Here is a 15,561-nt window from a genome sequence, read left to right on the forward strand (position 1 = left end):
GCCCGGCGGAGAGGGAGGTCAGCGGCCGGAGCCGCTCTGCTCTCGGGAGTCCGACGGGTCGCCCTGCGTGACCGGCGAACCGGCCGCCGACGGCGCGGGCGACGGCATCGGCTCGAAATGCGCGGGGGCCTTCTTCTGCGTCGACGACCCTGACGTGCCCTGGTCATCGCCCTTTCCCGCGCTCTGGCCGACGCTCTTGCCCGATTCGCCGGTGGTCGCGTCCTCGCCGACCGGTGCGAGCGTCCCGGACTGCGTCCCTGCGCCGCTCTGGGCTCCGGCGGCGGACGGTCTCTCCGCGCCGTCGTCCTTCCGGCCGCTCGACGACGGGGAGGCGGGGGTGCCCTGCGCGTCGCCGGCCTCGGAGGTCCCGGGGCGCTCCGTCGAGCCGGCGCGCCCTCCCGTGGGCTGCGTCGACCCGGTCCCACCGGCCGACGCGTGCTCCGGCTCGGCGGGCTCGGGGTGCGCCGCGGGCCCCGGGTGCGCCGGTAGCCGGACGAGCGTCGCCAGGCTCGAGAAGGCGTCGTCGACGACGGCGTGGAACGCCGGGCTCGCCGCCGCGGCGGACGCCCCTCCGGCGAGTGCCGCGGCCAGGAGGACCACCGTGGTCGTCCTCGCGCCTCGGCTGGCGAACCAGGACGAGCGGACCGGGCGGCGACCGGACATCAGCCGCGCGACGTCGCGCGACGGTGCAGGCGGCTCGGCGGCGGCCGTCGCCTGCAACTCCGTGAGGACGGCGGCAAGCGCGGGGTCCTCGCCCAGGCCCGCCTCCTCCAGAAGGCGCAGCACCGGGTCGTCGGCAGGATTCACGGTCATCGCACCTCCTCCCGTTCCCGGCCGGAGGGAACCCCGGCGTCGACCAGTGCGGCCGCCTCGTCGTCGCCCGCGACCTCCCGGCGCAGCGCGAGCAGGGCCCTCCGCTGGAGCTGCTTGATCGCCCCGGGACTGCGGCCCATGATCCGGGCGACCTCCTCGATGGTGAGATCCGCGAGGATGCGCAACGCGATGACCTCGCGGTACTCGGGGGTCAGCCGGCCGAGGAGTTCGGCGACCCCCGTCTCGCCGCGCACGACCTCGTCCTCGGCCGAGGGGGTGCTGCGCGTGTCGGAGAGCGGGTCGTAGGCGACGGCGAGAGGGACGCGCGCGCGGCGACGATGATGGTCGACCACCCGGGCATGCGCGATGGTGAAGAGCAGTGCGCGCAAGCCCTCCAGGCCGCCCGAGAGCGACTCCAGCTTCGGGTAGAGCGCGACGAAGACATCCTGCGTCACGGCCTCCGGGTCGTCCACCCCCTGCGAGCGGAGGTACGCCCGTACGGACGCCGCGTGCGTGCGGTAGGCGTCGGCGAACAGCGCAGCGGTACCGCCGGTGTCGCGGTGCGCGTGATCCTTCACGGGCGGGCCCTCACGCGGCCACTCTAGCGGTACCGGCCACTCCGACGGGAAGGGCCCGATCCCGGGGCTCAGCGCGACCCCGCCATCACCACCGCCCGCCGCGAGAACCCGAGCCCGCGGCAGGCGGCGGTCCATCGTCTACGCCTTCCGCCGACCCGCCGACGCCCCAGCCGGGCCGGTCGGGATCCGCGCGCCCCGGGGGGTCGGCGCTGCGGTTCCCTCCGGCCCGGCCGGGACTTCCGCGAAGCGGTCGCCGGTCGGAGCGGTGGTGCGGAGGAGATGGGCGGCGGACTTCACGGGGACGACCGAAGTCGCACAGCACGCCGCGATGGCACCCGTCCCGCGCGCCGTCGTCGCGGGGGAGGCGATGACGGCGGAGGTGGGGACGGGGGCCATGAGGGGCATCCAGGTCCTTCCTGAAGGGGGGTGCAGTCGGGGCCGGGGCCCCTCGCTGACTTAATCGCCGGGAGGGCGGAAAGGTTACGCGCCGGCGGAAGATTTTTCCCGCGAGCTGACCTGACCTGACCGGGCAGGGCTGGTCTACCGGGCGTCGCTCGCCGCCCGGTCGGCGTCCGCGTCCGCGCGGCGGGCGAACGCGAGGAGCCGCTGCTGCGACTCCGCGTACGAGGTCGCCACCGGAATGTCGCGCCCCTCGCGCACGGCTTCGGCGGCGTCCACCGCCGCGTCGATCGCCACCCGGTACGGCAGCGAGCCGGTGCTGACCCGGCGGACGCCGAGCACCTGGAGGTCGTCCAGCCCGAGGCCGGGCACGACCAGCACGTTCAGCGGCAGCGGGACGGCGGCGGCGAGCCGCTCGATGGTGGCCGGGTCGGTGACACCGGGGACGAAGATCCCGTCGGCGCCGGCGTCCGCGTACGCCGCGGCTCGCGACGCGACCGCCTCCACGGTGTCGTCCTCGTGGAACCAGTACGAGTCGACGCGGGCGTTGACGAACACGCCGGGCGCCTCCCGCTTGACCGCGGCGATCTTGGCCGCGGGGAGGCCCGGGTCGACCAGGTGACCGTCCCTGGAGTCCTCCAGGTTCACCCCGACCACGCCGTCCGCGGCGAGCGCGGCGACGAAGGCGGCCACCTCCGCGGGGTCGTCGCTGTAGCCGTCCTCGACGTCGGCGGTGACGAAGACGTCGAGCGTGGCGATCCGGCGGACGAGCGCGACGGTGGCGTCACGGCTGCCGCTGCCCGCGTCGGGACGCCCGGCTGACGCGTTCACGCCGAAGCTGGTCGTGCCGACGGCCGGAAACCCGGCGGCGGCGAAGGCGATGGCGGAGCCGGCGTCCCACGCGTTCGGCAGCAGGAGCGGCGGGTCGCCGTGGTGCAGGTCCCGGAACGCGACGAGGTCACGGACGGTCATGGGTGGGGCTCCCCTCGTTGGGTGGGAGGGTACTCCGGTGGGCCGGGGCTGCGATACCGGCCGCCCACGCAGTTCAGGATGACGTCGTCGACAGCTGCACAGCCGCCGCGGGATCCGCCGCCGCGGGTTCCGACACCTCCGAGCCGTCCACCGTGGCGAACGTCTCCGCGATCCAGTCCGCGATGATCCCCGCCACGTACGGCATGTTGTCGATGGAGATGTGCTCGGTGCCGCCCTCCGGGTCGTCGAAGACGCGCAGCTCGCGGCGCGGGCTGTTCACCGCCTGGTCGTAGGTCTCGTGGGCGTAGCGCACCGGGATCTGGCGGTCGCCGGCGCCGTGGGTGATCAGCAGGGGCACGGTGATCCGCTCGGCCACGCCGTTGAGGTGCATTCCTGCGGTCTTCTCGATGAAGGCCTCCATCGAGTCGACGCCCCAGACCCAGAACACGTGGTCCCAGTAGTGCGGGACCGGGTTCTCGCCCTCGCGGTTGCGGCGGGCCTCCTGCACGGCCGCCCAGTCGTGGTTGGCGCCCCAGGCGACGGCGAGCTTCAGCCGCTTCTCGAAGGCCGCGGCGCGCGGGGCGTAGTAGCCGCCGAGCGACCAGCCGACGATGCCGACGCGGTCGGTGTCGGCGCCGAGCTCGCCGGCGTTCGCCTCGATCCAGTCCACGATCGCCGCCGCCCACACCTCGGTGTCGTGCCGGGCGGTGAGACCGCGCAGGCGGAGCGCCTCCCCGGAGCCGGGGGTGTCGATCATCAGGGTGGAGATGCCGCGCTCCGCGAGCATGCGCGGGAAGCCGGAGTAGTACATCATCTCCTTGGTCGAGTCGAGACCGTTCCACTGGATGACCACGGGGTGCGGCCCGTCGCCGGGGGCGCGGTGGAAGTAGCCGGGCAGGGAGGAGCCCTCGTAGGGGACCTCGACCCGGGTGAGCGGGATCCGGCTCAGCTCGACGTGCTTCAGCAGGAGGTCGATCGACTTCTGGTACGCGGCGTTGCGGCCCTCCCAGCGCGGCGACTGCAGGCGCTCGGCCTGGGACGTGTAGAGCGACGCCCGGTAGTAGGTCTCCCCCGCGCCGATCCGGCGGCCGGCGGCCTCGTCGTCGGCCGCCTTCGCCACCAGACGGTCGGCGACGGCGGCCCAGGCGGCGTAGAGCTCGGCCGTTCCGGCGTCGTCGCCGTTCTGGGAGGCGAGCAGCACCGGCTTGCACGCCCGGTCCACCTCGTCGATGAAGCCGCCGTTGTTGAGGGTCGCGACGACGGCGAGGCTCCACACGTAGTTGGTGGGGAAGTACATGAACACGGGAGGACTCCTTACGTCGTCGTGATCGTGGCGCCGGCCGCGATGCGGTCGGCGAGGTGTTTGGCCCCGGCGGAGGAGACGAACCCTCCGTCGACGGGCAGGTCGACGCCGGTCAGGTAGGCCGCCGCGTCCGAAAGCAGGAACACGGCGACGCCGGCGACGTCCGCAGGCCGGCCGAGCCGCTCCAGGGGCGTCAGGTCGAGCTGGGCCGCGCGCATGGCGTCCGGCGCGTTCGCGGTCATGGGGGTCTCGATGAAACCGGGATGGATGGTGTTCACCCGGATGCCGCGCGGGCCGAACTCGGCGGCGGCGACCCGGGAGAGCCCGCGCAGGCCCCACTTGGAGGCGGTGTAGGCGGCGGTGTAGTGCCCGGTCAGCCCGGCGACCGAGCCGACGTTGACGATGGCCGACCCCGCGCCCATGAGCGGCGCGAGCGCGCGCATCCCGAGCATGGGGCCGGTGAGGTTGATCGCCAGGACGCGATCCCAATCGGCGCGCTCGGTCGCCGCGATGCCCGCACGGTGAGTGACGCCGGCGTTGTTGATCAGGCCGCGCAGGGGCGCCCCCGCGAGCGAGCGCGCGAGGTCTCCCGCGAGTTCCGTCCAGGCGTCCTCGTCGGTCACGTCCAGGCGGCGGAAGTCGATCCCCGCCGCGAGCGGGCCGTCGGGGTCGACCACATCGGTCGCGACGACGTTCGCGCCGAGCCCGGCCAGCAGGTCGGCCTCCGCCGCGCCCTGACCGCGGGCCGCGCCGGTGACGACGACCGTCGTGCCGTCGAGACCCGCGCCCCAACCGGCGGCGGACGTCATAGCGCGACCGGTTCTTCGCGCGTCCGGGCACGCGAGCGGACGCGCGCGGCCGGAAGCTCGGGCGCGGCCTCGGCGCCGCCGACCGCGCCGACCAGCTCGCCGATGCCCTCCACGACCATCCGCACGGTGTCGCCCTCGGCCAGCGGCGCCGGAGTGAGCTCGCCGCGGCGCCCCCAGAGCTCGGCCAGGCAGCCGCCGTTGCCGGTCGTCCCCGAGCCGAGGACGTCGCCGGGCACCACGCGCGAGTTGCGCGAGGCGTAGGCGATCAGCTCGGGGAACGGCCAGCCCATGTTCGACACCAGGTCGTGGCCGATCCGCTCGTCGTTCACGAAGACCTCCGCGCGGATCGCAAGGAAGCCGTCGCCGTCGAAGTATGGCTCGAGCTCGTCCGCGGTCACGATCCACGGGCCGAGGCTGGTGCCGAAGTCCTTGCCCTTGGCCGGGCCGAGGCGCACCTTCATCTCGCGGGACTGGAGGTCGCGGGCCGACCAGTCGTTCATGATCGTGTAGCCGAAGATGACCGACGCGGCGTCTGCGGGGGTCAGGTTCGCTCCACCCGCGCCGCCGACGACCGCGGCGACCTCCAGCTCGAAGTCGAGGCGGGCCGTGACGGGAGGCCGCACGGACTCACCGGGGCCGAGCACGGTGTGCGGGTTGGTGAAGTAGAACGTCGGCGCCTGGTACCACTCGGGCACCACCTCGCTCTTCCCGTCGACCGACGCGCTGACGCCCTCCACGTGCTCCTCGAAGGCCACGAAGTCCCGGATCGCGGCGGGAACGAGCGGCGCGAGCAGACGCACCTCGGCGAGCGCGATCCCGTCCTCGTCGCGCACGCGGGCGGAGACACGGTGCGCCTCGTCCAGCCCGCGCGCGAGCACGTCGGCGACGGTCAGGCCGTCGGGGAACGGGACGACCCGCACACCGATGACGAACCCCTCGCCCACGACTCCCTGCGGCGTGCTCCACCGTGCGATCCTCATGCCGGCTCCGCCATCCGATGGGCGATCCCGAAGATGAGCCCGGGGGCGTCGGCCTCCCGGTCGTGGTCGATCTGCCACTGGCCGAGCTGCACGGAGGCCTCCACGACGGCCTGGGCGCGGGCGACCCGGCGGGCGTGGAAGGCGTCCCACAGCGCGTCGTCGACGGTGTCGGCGGCGATCAGCAGCTCGGTCAGCACGAGCGCGTCCTCCAGGGCCTGCGCCGCGCCCTGCGCGATCGTGGGAGGGCAGCTGTGCGCGGCGTCGCCGATCACGACCGAGCGGCCGCGGTTCCACGGGGCGGGGACGACGTGCTGGGTGAACCAGGTGTAGTTGACGTGCGCGCCCGCCTGCAGGTCGGCGCGGATGTCGTTCCAGGGGCCGCCGTAGGCCTGCGACTCCTCCAGCATGATCGTCACCGCCTCCTCGTCGGTGAGCCCGACCCGCTCCTGCGCGGGCTCGACCAGGAAGGCGTACATGGTGTCCTCGCCGGTGGGGGTGTAGCCCGCGATGTAGACGGGGCCGCCGTAGTACAGCTCGCTGCGCTCGACGGACGCCGGGCGGGAGACGAACGAGCGCCAGATGCCCATGCCGGTCGGCTGGGGCTTGGTCTCGATGCCGATCAGCTCGCGCACGGCCGAGTTGAGGCCGTCCGCGCCGACCAGGAGGTCGTAGGTCCCGGCGGGGCTGCCGTCGACCTCCACGGCGACGCCGTCGGCGCTCTCCGAGACGCCGGTGACCTTCGCGCCGAACTGGACGGTCGCGCCCGCGGTCTCCGCGTGATCGAGCAGGATGCGCGCGAGGTCGGGACGGTACATGCCGCCGGTCGCCGGGTAGTCCGGTCCGCCGGTCTTCACCTCCGGCAGTTCGGCGACGACCGGCGCGTCCGGCCCGGGCGCCCGCAGCGTCAGGCCCTCGAAGAAGTAGCCCTTCGCCTGCACGTCGTCCCAGACGCCGAGCGTCCCGAACGCGCGCAGGGCGTTGCCCTGAAGCGTGATGCCCGAGCCGAGGGCGCTGAGCTCGGGCTTCGCCTCGAAGACGTCGACCTGGACTCCGGCCTTGGCGAGCTGGATGGCGGTGGCCAGACCGGCGACACCGCTTCCGGCGATCGCGACCTTGCTGACGGCGGTCATGTGGGAGAACCTCTCTGTTCTGCGGGATGCGTACTGCGCGCGACGCTACAGCAGCGCGATGGGGTTGACCGGCGAGCCGACGGCCCCCGTGATCGGGAGCGGCGGCGCCGAGAGGAGGAACTCGTAGCGCCCGAGCCGCAGGCACTCGTCCGCCAGCTGCTCCAGGTCCCACATCTCACCGATGGTGAGCCCGAGGTTCGGGATGACGACCTGGTGCAGCGGCTGGAAGGCCGGGACGTCGAACTCGTTCGGGCGCACCTCGAAGCCCCAGGTGTCGGTGGCGATCGCGGCGATCTCGGTGTCGTGCAGCCAGCCGGCGGTGGTCAGCGAAAGCCCGGGGGCGGGGCCGCCCGCGTACTCGCCCCAGCCGTCGCGGCGGGCGCGTGCGTACTGGCCGGTGCGCACCAGGACGATGTCTCCGGTGCGCACCGCGCTTGTCGCGCCCTGCGCCTCCACGCAGGAGCGGAGGTCGTCCGCGGTGATCGCGTAGCCGTCCTCGAGCTCGCCCGTCTCCGGTCGCAGGTGGCGGCCGACGTCGAGCAGCACGCCGCGCGACACGATGGCGTCCGCGGCGTTCTCGATGCCGGTGACCAGGTCGCCGTCGCTCGTCACCACGTCGCCCGCGCGGCGGCCGTTCCAGGCGTAGCCGTGGTCGAAGATGTGGCCGAGGCCGTCCCACTGGGTGGAGCACTGCAGCGGCATCGCGATCACGTCGTCCGCGCCGCCGATGCCGTGCGGGAAGCCCTGGTTGGCGCGCTCGGCGTCGGTGCCGGTGTCCAGCATCGTGTGCACCGGGTTGGTGCGCCGCCGCCAGCCCTTCTGCGGCCCGTTCATGTCGAACGGCTGCGACAGCGACACGGCGATGCCCTCGCGGACGAGGGCGGCCGCCCTCGTCCGCGTGGACGCGTCGATGAGGTTGAGCGTGCCCAGCACGTCGTCCTCACCCCAGCGTCCCCAGTTGCGGTAGGCCTCGGCCCGTGCGGCGATCTCCGCCTCCGGGTCCTGACGGTCCAGGTCGGCCGGGTCCTCGCTCGGTGCGGCCATGCTCGGTGCGGCCGTGTTCGGTGCGGCCATGCTCGGTGCGGCCCCGCTCGGCGCGGCCATCGTCAGCCGCGCCCCTGCACGGCGTACGGGTTGAGCAGCGCCTCCTTGATCTCGTCCGGCACGCCCTCCTCCGTCGCGCTCGGGCCGTCCGCGGGCGGGAAGGACTCCGTCATCGACATCGGCATGGCGCCGTTTCGGTAGAAGTTGCTCGACCCCAGCGACGGCTTCCAGGTGTTCGGCTGCCAGTCCGGCACATAGTTGCGGTAGCCGCCGGTGTTCAGCTCGATGCGGAGGCTCGAGGGCTCGCGATAGTAGAGGAAGGTCTGCTCGCCGATGCCGTGGATGGAGGGGCCGTACTCGATCGGGACGCCGTTCTCCATCAGAGTGTCGGCCGCGATCAGGAGCTCCTCGTAGGTGTCGACCCAGAACGCGTAGTGGTTGACCCGGCCCGCGGCGGTGGAGCCGTCGAGGACGACGCCCAGGTCGTGCGACTTCTCGTTGGTGGTGAGCACGGAGAAGATCGAGATCGGCGCCTCGTCGAGGACGGTGCGCGCCATGATGCGGAAGCCGAGCACGTCGTTGTACCACTGCGCGAAGGCGTCCACGTCGCTGGTCGCGATGGTCACGTGGTCGAGCTGGCGCGGGGCGCCGGCGACCTTGCTGCGCTTCTCCGGGCGGTCCGGGTAGATCGATGCGACGTGGCCGGGGGCCTGGTGGCGGGTGACGTCCCAGTGCAGGGTCATCGAGTGCCCCCACGGGCCGGTGAACCGGTAGGCCCGGCCGATCGCGTGCAGGTCCTCGATCCACTCGCCCTGGACGCCGGCGGCCTCCACGCGGGCCGCGGCCTCCTCGAGCGCTTCCGGGCTGGAGGTGCGCCACGCCATCGTCACGAGCGACGGCTGCGGGCCGGGTGACACGACGAGCGAGTAGGCGTAGTAGTCGCCCCAGCAGCGGAGGTACACCGAGCCGTCGATGCGGCCGACGACGGTGAGGCCGACGTGTTCCTCGTAGAACTTCACGGACGCCTCGACATCCGGGGACGTGATCTCCACATACGACAGGTGGGAGAGAAGCTTGATCATCCTTGATCCTTTCCAGACAGGGCGAATGTGATTGCCCGGTCTCTACTATCGAGATCGCGTCGGCATCAGGGAACCGCGTATCGGCTATGCCGGGAATCGATGAGACTGATTTCCTAGGTCGGCATCGTTCTTTCTTTCGTCGTAGTGCGGCGCAAGGTGGCCGTGCACGAGGCTCAAGTGATGCCTCGTTCTACCTTTTCCGCGCCGAGGTTGTGTCAGAATCAAGCATGGCTAGGGATTCCGCACTCCGATTCGGCGCGCAGACCGACGAGGTCATGAGCCTGCTGCGCGTGGTGAACCTCGTCCGGACCGGCGAGGCCGACACCCGCCCCGAGATCGGCCGGCTGACCGGGCTCGGCCGCGGCGTCGTCGCCCAGCGGGTCGAGGCGGCCATCGAGATGGGCTTCCTGGAGGACGGCGACTACGGCCCCTCGTCGGGCGGCCGCGCGCCGCGCACCCTCCGCTTCCGCGCCGACCGCGGCACCATCGTGATCTGCGCCCTCGGCGCCCTCCACATCCGCGTCGGCCTGGCCTCCCTCGACGGCGAGGTGCAGGCCGAGGCGCACTGCGCGTGGGACATCGGCCGCGGCCCGGCGGAGACCATCGACCGCGCGCTCGAGATGATCGACGAGCTCCTGGCGGCTCAGGCGCCGCGCCCGGTCTGGGCGGTCGCGGTCGGCGTGCCGGGGCCGGTGGACTTCGAGACCGGCTCCCCCGTCGCGCCGCCGATCATGCCGGGCTGGAACGGCTTCGACGTGCGGCGCCGCTTCGAGCAGCGCTTCGAGGCGCCGGTGTGGGTCGACAACGACGTGAACCTGCTGGCCCTGACGGAGCGCAGCCACCGCCGCGACGACAACGTGGACCTCATCTACTGCAAGGTCGGCAGCGGCATCGGCGCCGGCCTCGTCTCGCACGGCCGCATCCACCGCGGCGCGAACGGGGCGGCGGGTGACATCGGCCACGTACGGGTGCGCGACTCCACTGCCGTGTGCCGCTGCGGCAAGGTCGGCTGCCTGGAGGCCGAGGCGTCCGGCTGGGCGATCATGCGCGACGCGCAGCTCGCGCTCGACGAGGGCGCGGGCGGCATCCTCGCCGGCGTTGTCGAGCGTGGTGAGGCGATCACCCCGGAGGCCGTCGCGATCGCCGCGCAGGACGGCGACGCGCTCGCGATCTCGTTGGTCCAGCGCTCGGCCCGCCTGATCGGGGAGTCGATCGCCGCCCTGGTCAACATGTTCAACCCCGGCGTCATCGTCGTCGGTGGCGCGGTGTCGTCGGCCGGAGAGATCTTCCTCGCCGAGGTGCGGCAGCGGGTGTACGAGCTGTCGCTGCCGCTCGCGACGCGCGACCTGTCGATCGTGCGATCCATCGGGGACGAGCGGGAGCCGCTGCGCGGGGGCGCGGAACTGGCGATCGAGGAGCTGTTCGAGGTGACCTTCCCGCGCTGGTTCGCGGACGGGCGGCCGACGATCGAGCGGGTGAAAGGGGTGGCGGCCTGACGGGCGCGGACCCGCTCGAGTGCCGTCAGTAGCTGTCGTCGCGCTCTGCCAGGAAGCGGTCGCGCTGCTCCTCCTGCTCGCGGAGCAAGGCGTCGTACTCCTCTTCCAGCTCGCCGATCTTGCGGCCGGCGTACGCGACCGTCTCGTCAGCGGTGTCCGAGACGCGCTGAAGCTCCTGCCGGAACGCCGGGTCGTCGGCCACGCCTTCGCGAGCGCCGAGAGTGTAGAAGGTCTCGCGCACCTGGAACATCCGAGAGCGGTAGAGGCCGAGGTACTGGTCGGCCGTCTCGATTCTCCGCTGCGCCGTCCTGCGCTCCTGGTCGTGGGCGTCCTCCAGCTCGGACAGTGTTCGGTAGCTCACCATGCGATGCTGTTCACTCCTTCGGCATAGTCGCCCTGCGCCTTCAGCTCCTCGAGGCCGCGCTTCACGGTGTCCGCGACCGCGCCGGCGAGGACGGTGTTGCCGAGGTCGGCGCCACCGAAGGTGAGGCCGATGCCGGTGCTCGCCGGCACCACGATCGCGGACTCGCTGATCTTCACCTCGGCATTCTTGGCGTGGACGATCGGTGGCAGCAGGCTGTCCAGAAGCTGGACCGCTGCGCCGTGGACCAGGCCCTCGATCCAGTCCTGGACCTCGTGGACACCGGTCTGTATCTCGCGGTTGACGCCGTCGAAGAGCTCCTGCACGAAATCTGCGGGATCCATCATGCGACTCCCCTACCCGCCGAGTCCGAAGGTGACAGCCCACTGGGCGTCCTGCGCAAGGGTGTTGCGCACGGTCTGGGAGATGCCCTCACTGAGCTGGCCCACCCGCACGATGTGGCGGTCCACCCGCTCATCGACGGCGCGCACGACGTCCTTGTCGACGTTCTGGTGGACGTGCAGGCGGTGCCGATCGACGCAGCGCTCTATGTCATAGGCGGTGATCGTCGGAAGGACCGCGGCGGCGTTCTGCGCCGCCAGCAGTCCGTCCTCCATCCGCTGCACGATCCGTCCGTTGGCCCGCTTGATCTCCCGCAGCGCGACCGCGGTGCTGCCGATGCTCGCGGCGAGGCCGAAGGCGGCGACCGTGTTGACCGCCACCAGTGCCCCGGACACGTTCTTCGCCAGCGACCTCATCGCCGCCGGGTTGCGCGTGATACCCGCCAGCCCCAGCAGCAGAGGGGAGACAGCGTCCGATGACCCGGGAGCGAGCGTGTCCAACAGGTTCCCGAGGATGTCCTCCAGGCGACGGCCTTTCGCGCCGGCTCCGACGATAGAACCGTCCGGCGCGAACGTGAACGCGCCGTCCTTTCCGATGTTGTGATAGTCCAGTACGCCGCGGCCTGGCACGTCCGCGACGATGTCGGCGGCGCCCGTCCGGTGGGCGTAGAGGTTGCCGATCACGTCCCACTCGTTCACGTAGTTGTGCAGCCGCGTGCGGCCCGCGCGCTTCTCGGCCTCCAGCCGCTTCTTCGCCTCCGGCGACAACCACTCCCACGGGTCCGGCCCATTGAACGTCGTCGCGTCCCAGCCCTTCTCCGCGGCCACGAGCAACGCGAGGAACCCGCCCAGCGAATGCCCGGCGGTCGAAATGGACGCGTCGGGATGCGCCTCCTGCACCCGCTGCGCGAACCACTTCGCGTCGGCGACCTGACTCAGCGGGCCCTGCGTGCCGCCGACGATCGTCACGATGTCCTCCACGGCGTCGGCGCGATGATTCGGGTTCGTGCCGGCGTAGGAGACCACGATGTGGGAGAGGTCAGGGACACCGTTCACGAGCGGCGCGACCGCCATGGCCTGGAAGCCGTTGGCGGGGTGATCGGCGGTGTCGATCACCTGGTATCGCTGCTCGTGCCCCTCGGGGCCGGCCCTGAACCTTTCATCCTTGGCCAGCGGAGGGTCTTTGATCAATCGGTCCAGACGGTAGGCCTCGCTTGCAAGGTCCATGTATTCTTCGGCGGTCGTCACTCGAACACCTCCGATGTTCCGTCGCTGTAGACCACCATCAGTGGGAGACGCGGGGCGGGCGTCGGCGCGTCTGGGGGCTCGCCAGTGCCGCCAACGAACGCGGGACCGCTGTCGGGCCCGATGATCACGTAGTAGTCGCCGCCCTCCACTGTGGCCACGGCGTTCGCACACCAAGGCGCACCAAGCCCCGGTCTGCTGCCGTCCTGCGTGAACCGGACCTTCTCGACGTTCGGTTGGTACCTGTCGCGGAAGTAGAGCGCGGATGCTCTCTGCTGTTCCTTGACCGGGGGGTCTGGTGTCATGAGGCGATCTCCTATCAACGAACAGGCCGTCAGGCCGACAATCAGAGCAGCGGCCAGAAGGACGGTGCTCACCGCTCGAGTTAGTCGCTGTCGCGTCCCGCTCCCGCGATGCGCTTTCTTCATCCGAGTTGCGGCGGTCGTCACTCGATCACCTCCGACATCCCATCGCTGTAGACAACCGTCAGTGGAAGATGCGGAGCAGGCGTCGGCGCTTCAGGCGGCACGCCAGTCCCGCCAACGAACGATGGGCCGAGCGACGGGCTGATGATCACGTAATAGTCACTGCCCGCGACTGTCGCGATCGCATTTGCTCGCCACGATGCACCGAGCCCTGGCCGGCCGCCATCCTGCGTGAACCGGACCTTCTCGACGTTCGGCTGGTACCTGTCGCGGAAGTAGAACGCGGACGCACGCTGCTGCTCTTTGACGGGAGGGTCGGGTGTCATAAGCCGATTTCGTATCGGGGAACACGCCGTCAGACCGACGACCAGGACCGCGCCCAGCAGCACGGCGCTGACCACTCGAACCACCCGCATGTGCACCCCCTTCCGCGTCAATCGAAGAAACGCGAAATCACAGACAGACGGAGGTGATCCGTCTCACGGGAAGACGCGTCGTTCTACCCAACAGGACGCCTGGCGAGTGGAAGCGCGCGATCGGGCCGCGGGCCACGGGGGCATCGGCGACCGTCTCGGGCGCGCCTTCCCTGGGAATCAGCGGCAGTAAGAGTCGGGGGCGTTCCGGTGGTTCACACGAACGCCGGACCCGGTTCCGTCTCGATGATCACCCGGACGTTCACACCTACCCCTCCCCGCCGTAATACGGCCACGGCAGGAACCGCCGCTCCCCTCTCCGGTCCGGACCCTCCAGCGACACCTCCCCCGTCGCCGCCCACTCCACTCCGCGCGGGAACATGCGGATGAACTCGATGCGGCGGAAGGTGTCGATGTCGTGGCCGATCGTGATGGTGAAGGAGCGGCCGGCGCCGTACTCGTTGATCCAGGCGATCGGCTGGTCGGTGTTCATGCCGGGGAGGGCCGCGATGCCCTCGGTCGGGATCGCGACAGGGTAGTGCGACATCGGCCAAACGGGGGCTTTCTCGTAGGACTCCAGGTCGTCGTAGGTGGTGAGCAGCACCTGCGCGCCGTCGAGGAGTTCCACGCCGGTGAGGATGTCGTCGCCGGTGACCGTCCAGCGCGCGCTGATGCCGTCGGTGATCGCGTGGCGCGGCTCGACGGTGTCCAGCTGTGCCTCGCCCCACGGCCGCGGGCGGAGGCCGCCGGCCACGGTCAGGCGGGAGCCGCGCAGCGTGTTGTACTCGTCGGGGTAGCCCCAGTCGTCCTCCTGCGCGGCCGACCGTGGAACCAGACGATGCCCTTGCCGTCGTCCCGGACGAAGCGAAGCAGTGCCGCGTCGGTCTCCGGCCCGAAGCCGACGGCCTTGTCGTGGTAGCCGTCGTGGCCCTCGAAGACGACGATCACCACGTCGTACTTGTCGATGATGCCGGCCCCGAGCCCGCGCGGGTCCTCCACCACCCGGACGCGGAACCGACCGGTGTCCTCCAGCAGCGTCGTGATCCACTGGTTGTGCTGGCGGAAGCTGCGGTGCTCGTTGTCGTGCTCGCGGGTCATGTGGCCCGAGAGGATGAGCGCGCTGAGCCTCCCGGGGACATCGGGCACGGCCGTCAGTCCGCCTTGGTCGAGAACGCCGCGTCGAACGCCGCCGCGGGCGGGGTGATCGCGTTGAGCTCGCGCACGAAGGCAATGGCCTCCGGCGCGCCCTGGAGGCGGTCCATGCCGGCGTCCTCCCACTCGACCGAGGTCGGGCCGGTGTAGCCGATGAAATTGAGGGCGCGGAAGATCGGCTCCCACGGGACCTCGCCGTGCGCGGTGGACACGAACGTCCAGCCGCGGCGCGGGTTCGCCCAGGGCAGGTGCGAACCGAGGACGCCGTTGCGGCCGTCCAGGTTGGTGACCGACTCCTTCACGTGGACATGGAAGATGTGGTCGGCGAAGTCGAGCACGAACGCCACCGGGTCCAGCTGCTGCCACATGAAGTGCGACGGGTCGAAGTTGATGCCGAAGCTCTTCCGGTGGCCGATCGCCTCCAGCGTCGCCTTCGCCGTCCAGTAGTCGTAGGCGATCTCGGAGGGGTGCACCTCCAGCGCGAACCGGACGCCGACCTCCTCGAACACGTCGAGGATCGGGTGGAAGCGGTCGGCGAAGTCGCGGTAGCCGGCGCCGATCCACTCGTCGGAGGCGGGCGGGAACATCGCCACCGCCTTCCAGATGGAGGAGCCGGTGAAGCCGGTCACGGTCTTCACGCCGAGCGCGGCGGCCATCCGGGCGGTGAGCTTCAGCTCCTCGGCGGCCCGCTGCCGCACGCCCTCCGGGTCGCCGTCGCCCCACACCCGGTCGTTCAGGATGTCGCGGTGGCGCTCGTCGATCGGGTCGTCGCAGACGGCCTGGCCGGCGAGGTGGTTGGAGATCGTCCACACCTTCAGGCAGTTGCGCTCCAGGATGTCCCTCCGGGACTGCACGTAGGCGGCGTCGTCCCAGCGGGAGACGTCCAGGTGGTCGCCCCAGCAGGCGATCTCCAGGCCGTCGTAGCCCCACTCGCCGGCGAGCCTGGCCACCTCCTCGAACGGCAGGTCGGCCCACTGGCCGGTGAACAGGGTGATCGGTCGGGTCATCGTCGTCTCCT

Annotated in this window: 19 protein-coding genes; 1 reads left to right on the forward strand and 18 read right to left on the reverse strand. The window is 71.4% G+C overall.

Annotated elements, in window-relative coordinates; genetic code table 11:
* Positions 1-18: 18 nt before the first annotated feature.
* From AC1ROW_RS18515 to AC1ROW_RS18560, 10 genes are all read right to left on the reverse strand, one after another.
* The gene (locus tag AC1ROW_RS18515) at positions 19-813 is read right to left on the reverse strand and encodes a hypothetical protein (RefSeq protein WP_493020556.1); all 795 of its coding nucleotides are present in this window, start codon (positions 811-813) and stop codon (positions 19-21) included.
* Entirely contained in the window at positions 810-1,391 is a 582-nt protein-coding gene (locus tag AC1ROW_RS18520; RefSeq protein ID WP_493020558.1) for an RNA polymerase sigma factor, read from the reverse strand. Before AC1ROW_RS18520 ends, AC1ROW_RS18515 begins: the two co-directional genes overlap by 4 nt.
* Before the next feature lie 138 nt (positions 1,392-1,529).
* Positions 1,530-1,796, reverse strand: coding sequence for a hypothetical protein (locus AC1ROW_RS18525; protein ID WP_493020560.1), 267 nt, complete (start codon positions 1,794-1,796; stop codon positions 1,530-1,532).
* Positions 1,797-1,931: 135 nt separating this feature from the next.
* Positions 1,932-2,762, reverse strand: coding sequence for an isocitrate lyase/PEP mutase family protein (locus tag AC1ROW_RS18530; protein WP_493020562.1), 831 nt, complete (start codon positions 2,760-2,762; stop codon positions 1,932-1,934).
* A 73-nt stretch (positions 2,763-2,835) separates the two neighbouring features.
* On the reverse strand, positions 2,836-4,059 hold the full coding sequence (locus AC1ROW_RS18535; RefSeq protein WP_493020846.1) for an alpha/beta hydrolase family protein: 1,224 nt from the start codon (positions 4,057-4,059) through the stop codon (positions 2,836-2,838).
* A gap of 17 nt (positions 4,060-4,076) precedes the next feature.
* On the reverse strand, positions 4,077-4,874 hold the full coding sequence (locus AC1ROW_RS18540; protein ID WP_493020564.1) for an SDR family NAD(P)-dependent oxidoreductase: 798 nt from the start codon (positions 4,872-4,874) through the stop codon (positions 4,077-4,079).
* Positions 4,871-5,854, reverse strand: a complete 984-nt coding sequence (locus AC1ROW_RS18545) for a fumarylacetoacetate hydrolase family protein (protein WP_493020566.1) — start codon at positions 5,852-5,854, stop codon at positions 4,871-4,873. Before AC1ROW_RS18545 ends, AC1ROW_RS18540 begins: the two co-directional genes overlap by 4 nt.
* Entirely contained in the window at positions 5,851-6,984 is a 1,134-nt protein-coding gene (locus AC1ROW_RS18550; protein ID WP_493020568.1) for an FAD-dependent monooxygenase, read from the reverse strand. Before AC1ROW_RS18550 ends, AC1ROW_RS18545 begins: the two co-directional genes overlap by 4 nt.
* 45 nt (positions 6,985-7,029) lie before the next feature.
* The gene (locus tag AC1ROW_RS18555; protein ID WP_493020570.1) at positions 7,030-8,058 is read right to left on the reverse strand and encodes a cyclase family protein; all 1,029 of its coding nucleotides are present in this window, start codon (positions 8,056-8,058) and stop codon (positions 7,030-7,032) included.
* Between the two features lie 32 nt (positions 8,059-8,090).
* Entirely contained in the window at positions 8,091-9,110 is a 1,020-nt protein-coding gene (locus tag AC1ROW_RS18560; protein ID WP_493020572.1) for a VOC family protein, read from the reverse strand.
* A 227-nt stretch (positions 9,111-9,337) separates the two neighbouring features.
* Between AC1ROW_RS18560 and AC1ROW_RS18565 the strand changes: the two genes are divergently transcribed.
* Complete coding sequence (locus AC1ROW_RS18565; RefSeq protein ID WP_493020574.1) at positions 9,338-10,606, forward strand: ROK family protein; 1,269 nt, start codon at positions 9,338-9,340, stop codon at positions 10,604-10,606.
* 25 nt (positions 10,607-10,631) lie between these two features.
* Here the strand turns inward: AC1ROW_RS18565 and AC1ROW_RS18570 are convergent, their stop codons facing one another.
* The 8 genes from AC1ROW_RS18570 to AC1ROW_RS18605 all read right to left on the reverse strand — a co-directional run bounded on the left by AC1ROW_RS18570 (position 10,632) and on the right by AC1ROW_RS18605 (position 15,550).
* Positions 10,632-10,967 (reverse strand): hypothetical protein, encoded by a 336-nt coding sequence (locus tag AC1ROW_RS18570; protein WP_493020576.1) that lies wholly within the window; start codon positions 10,965-10,967, stop codon positions 10,632-10,634.
* Complete coding sequence (locus tag AC1ROW_RS18575; protein ID WP_493020578.1) at positions 10,964-11,314, reverse strand: hypothetical protein; 351 nt, start codon at positions 11,312-11,314, stop codon at positions 10,964-10,966. The genes AC1ROW_RS18570 and AC1ROW_RS18575 overlap by 4 nt, the downstream gene beginning before the upstream one ends.
* A gap of 9 nt (positions 11,315-11,323) precedes the next feature.
* Positions 11,324-12,556 carry a Tle-like phospholipase domain-containing protein gene (locus AC1ROW_RS18580; protein ID WP_493020580.1) on the reverse strand — a complete coding sequence of 411 codons (1,233 nt, stop codon included), beginning with the start codon at positions 12,554-12,556 and terminating at the stop codon, positions 11,324-11,326.
* Entirely contained in the window at positions 12,553-12,858 is a 306-nt protein-coding gene (locus tag AC1ROW_RS18585) for a hypothetical protein (RefSeq protein ID WP_493020582.1), read from the reverse strand. Before AC1ROW_RS18585 ends, AC1ROW_RS18580 begins: the two co-directional genes overlap by 4 nt.
* A gap of 140 nt (positions 12,859-12,998) precedes the next feature.
* The gene (locus AC1ROW_RS18590) at positions 12,999-13,394 is read right to left on the reverse strand and encodes a hypothetical protein (protein WP_493020584.1); all 396 of its coding nucleotides are present in this window, start codon (positions 13,392-13,394) and stop codon (positions 12,999-13,001) included.
* Positions 13,395-13,659: 265 nt separating this feature from the next.
* A complete protein-coding gene (locus AC1ROW_RS18595) occupies positions 13,660-14,145 on the reverse strand; it encodes a ThuA domain-containing protein (RefSeq protein WP_493020586.1) in 486 nt (161 codons plus the stop codon).
* 2 nt (positions 14,146-14,147) lie between these two features.
* Positions 14,148-14,537 (reverse strand): hypothetical protein, encoded by a 390-nt coding sequence (locus AC1ROW_RS18600; protein WP_493020588.1) that lies wholly within the window; start codon positions 14,535-14,537, stop codon positions 14,148-14,150.
* Between the two features lie 5 nt (positions 14,538-14,542).
* On the reverse strand, positions 14,543-15,550 hold the full coding sequence (locus AC1ROW_RS18605) for a sugar phosphate isomerase/epimerase family protein (RefSeq protein WP_493020590.1): 1,008 nt from the start codon (positions 15,548-15,550) through the stop codon (positions 14,543-14,545).
* Positions 15,551-15,561: the final 11 nt, after the last annotated feature.

It is taken from the genome of Leifsonia sp. GW821-FHT13C09, from assembly GCF_058806435.1.

Bases quoted from the DNA above. Each gene is read 5' to 3' on its own strand.
- AC1ROW_RS18555 (WP_493020570.1), bottom strand. From the start codon at position 8,058: ATGGCCGCACCGAACACGGCCGCACCGAGCATGGCCGCACCGAGCGAG.
- AC1ROW_RS18575 (WP_493020578.1), bottom strand. From the start codon at position 11,314: ATGATGGATCCCGCAGATTTCGTGCAGGAGCTCTTCGACGGCGTCAAC.
- AC1ROW_RS18560 (WP_493020572.1), bottom strand. From the start codon at position 9,110: ATGATCAAGCTTCTCTCCCACCTGTCGTATGTGGAGATCACGTCCCCG.
- AC1ROW_RS18515 (WP_493020556.1), bottom strand. From the start codon at position 813: ATGACCGTGAATCCTGCCGACGACCCGGTGCTGCGCCTTCTGGAGGAG.
- AC1ROW_RS18585 (WP_493020582.1), bottom strand. From the start codon at position 12,858: ATGACACCAGACCCCCCGGTCAAGGAACAGCAGAGAGCATCCGCGCTC.
- AC1ROW_RS18525 (WP_493020560.1), bottom strand. From the start codon at position 1,796: ATGCCCCTCATGGCCCCCGTCCCCACCTCCGCCGTCATCGCCTCCCCC.
- AC1ROW_RS18545 (WP_493020566.1), bottom strand. From the start codon at position 5,854: ATGAGGATCGCACGGTGGAGCACGCCGCAGGGAGTCGTGGGCGAGGGG.
- AC1ROW_RS18565 (WP_493020574.1), top strand. From the start codon at position 9,338: ATGGCTAGGGATTCCGCACTCCGATTCGGCGCGCAGACCGACGAGGTC.
- AC1ROW_RS18550 (WP_493020568.1), bottom strand. From the start codon at position 6,984: ATGACCGCCGTCAGCAAGGTCGCGATCGCCGGAAGCGGTGTCGCCGGT.
- AC1ROW_RS18535 (WP_493020846.1), bottom strand. From the start codon at position 4,059: ATGTACTTCCCCACCAACTACGTGTGGAGCCTCGCCGTCGTCGCGACC.
- AC1ROW_RS18540 (WP_493020564.1), bottom strand. From the start codon at position 4,874: ATGACGTCCGCCGCCGGTTGGGGCGCGGGTCTCGACGGCACGACGGTC.
- AC1ROW_RS18530 (WP_493020562.1), bottom strand. From the start codon at position 2,762: ATGACCGTCCGTGACCTCGTCGCGTTCCGGGACCTGCACCACGGCGAC.
- AC1ROW_RS18605 (WP_493020590.1), bottom strand. From the start codon at position 15,550: ATGACCCGACCGATCACCCTGTTCACCGGCCAGTGGGCCGACCTGCCG.
- AC1ROW_RS18590 (WP_493020584.1), bottom strand. From the start codon at position 13,394: ATGCGGGTGGTTCGAGTGGTCAGCGCCGTGCTGCTGGGCGCGGTCCTG.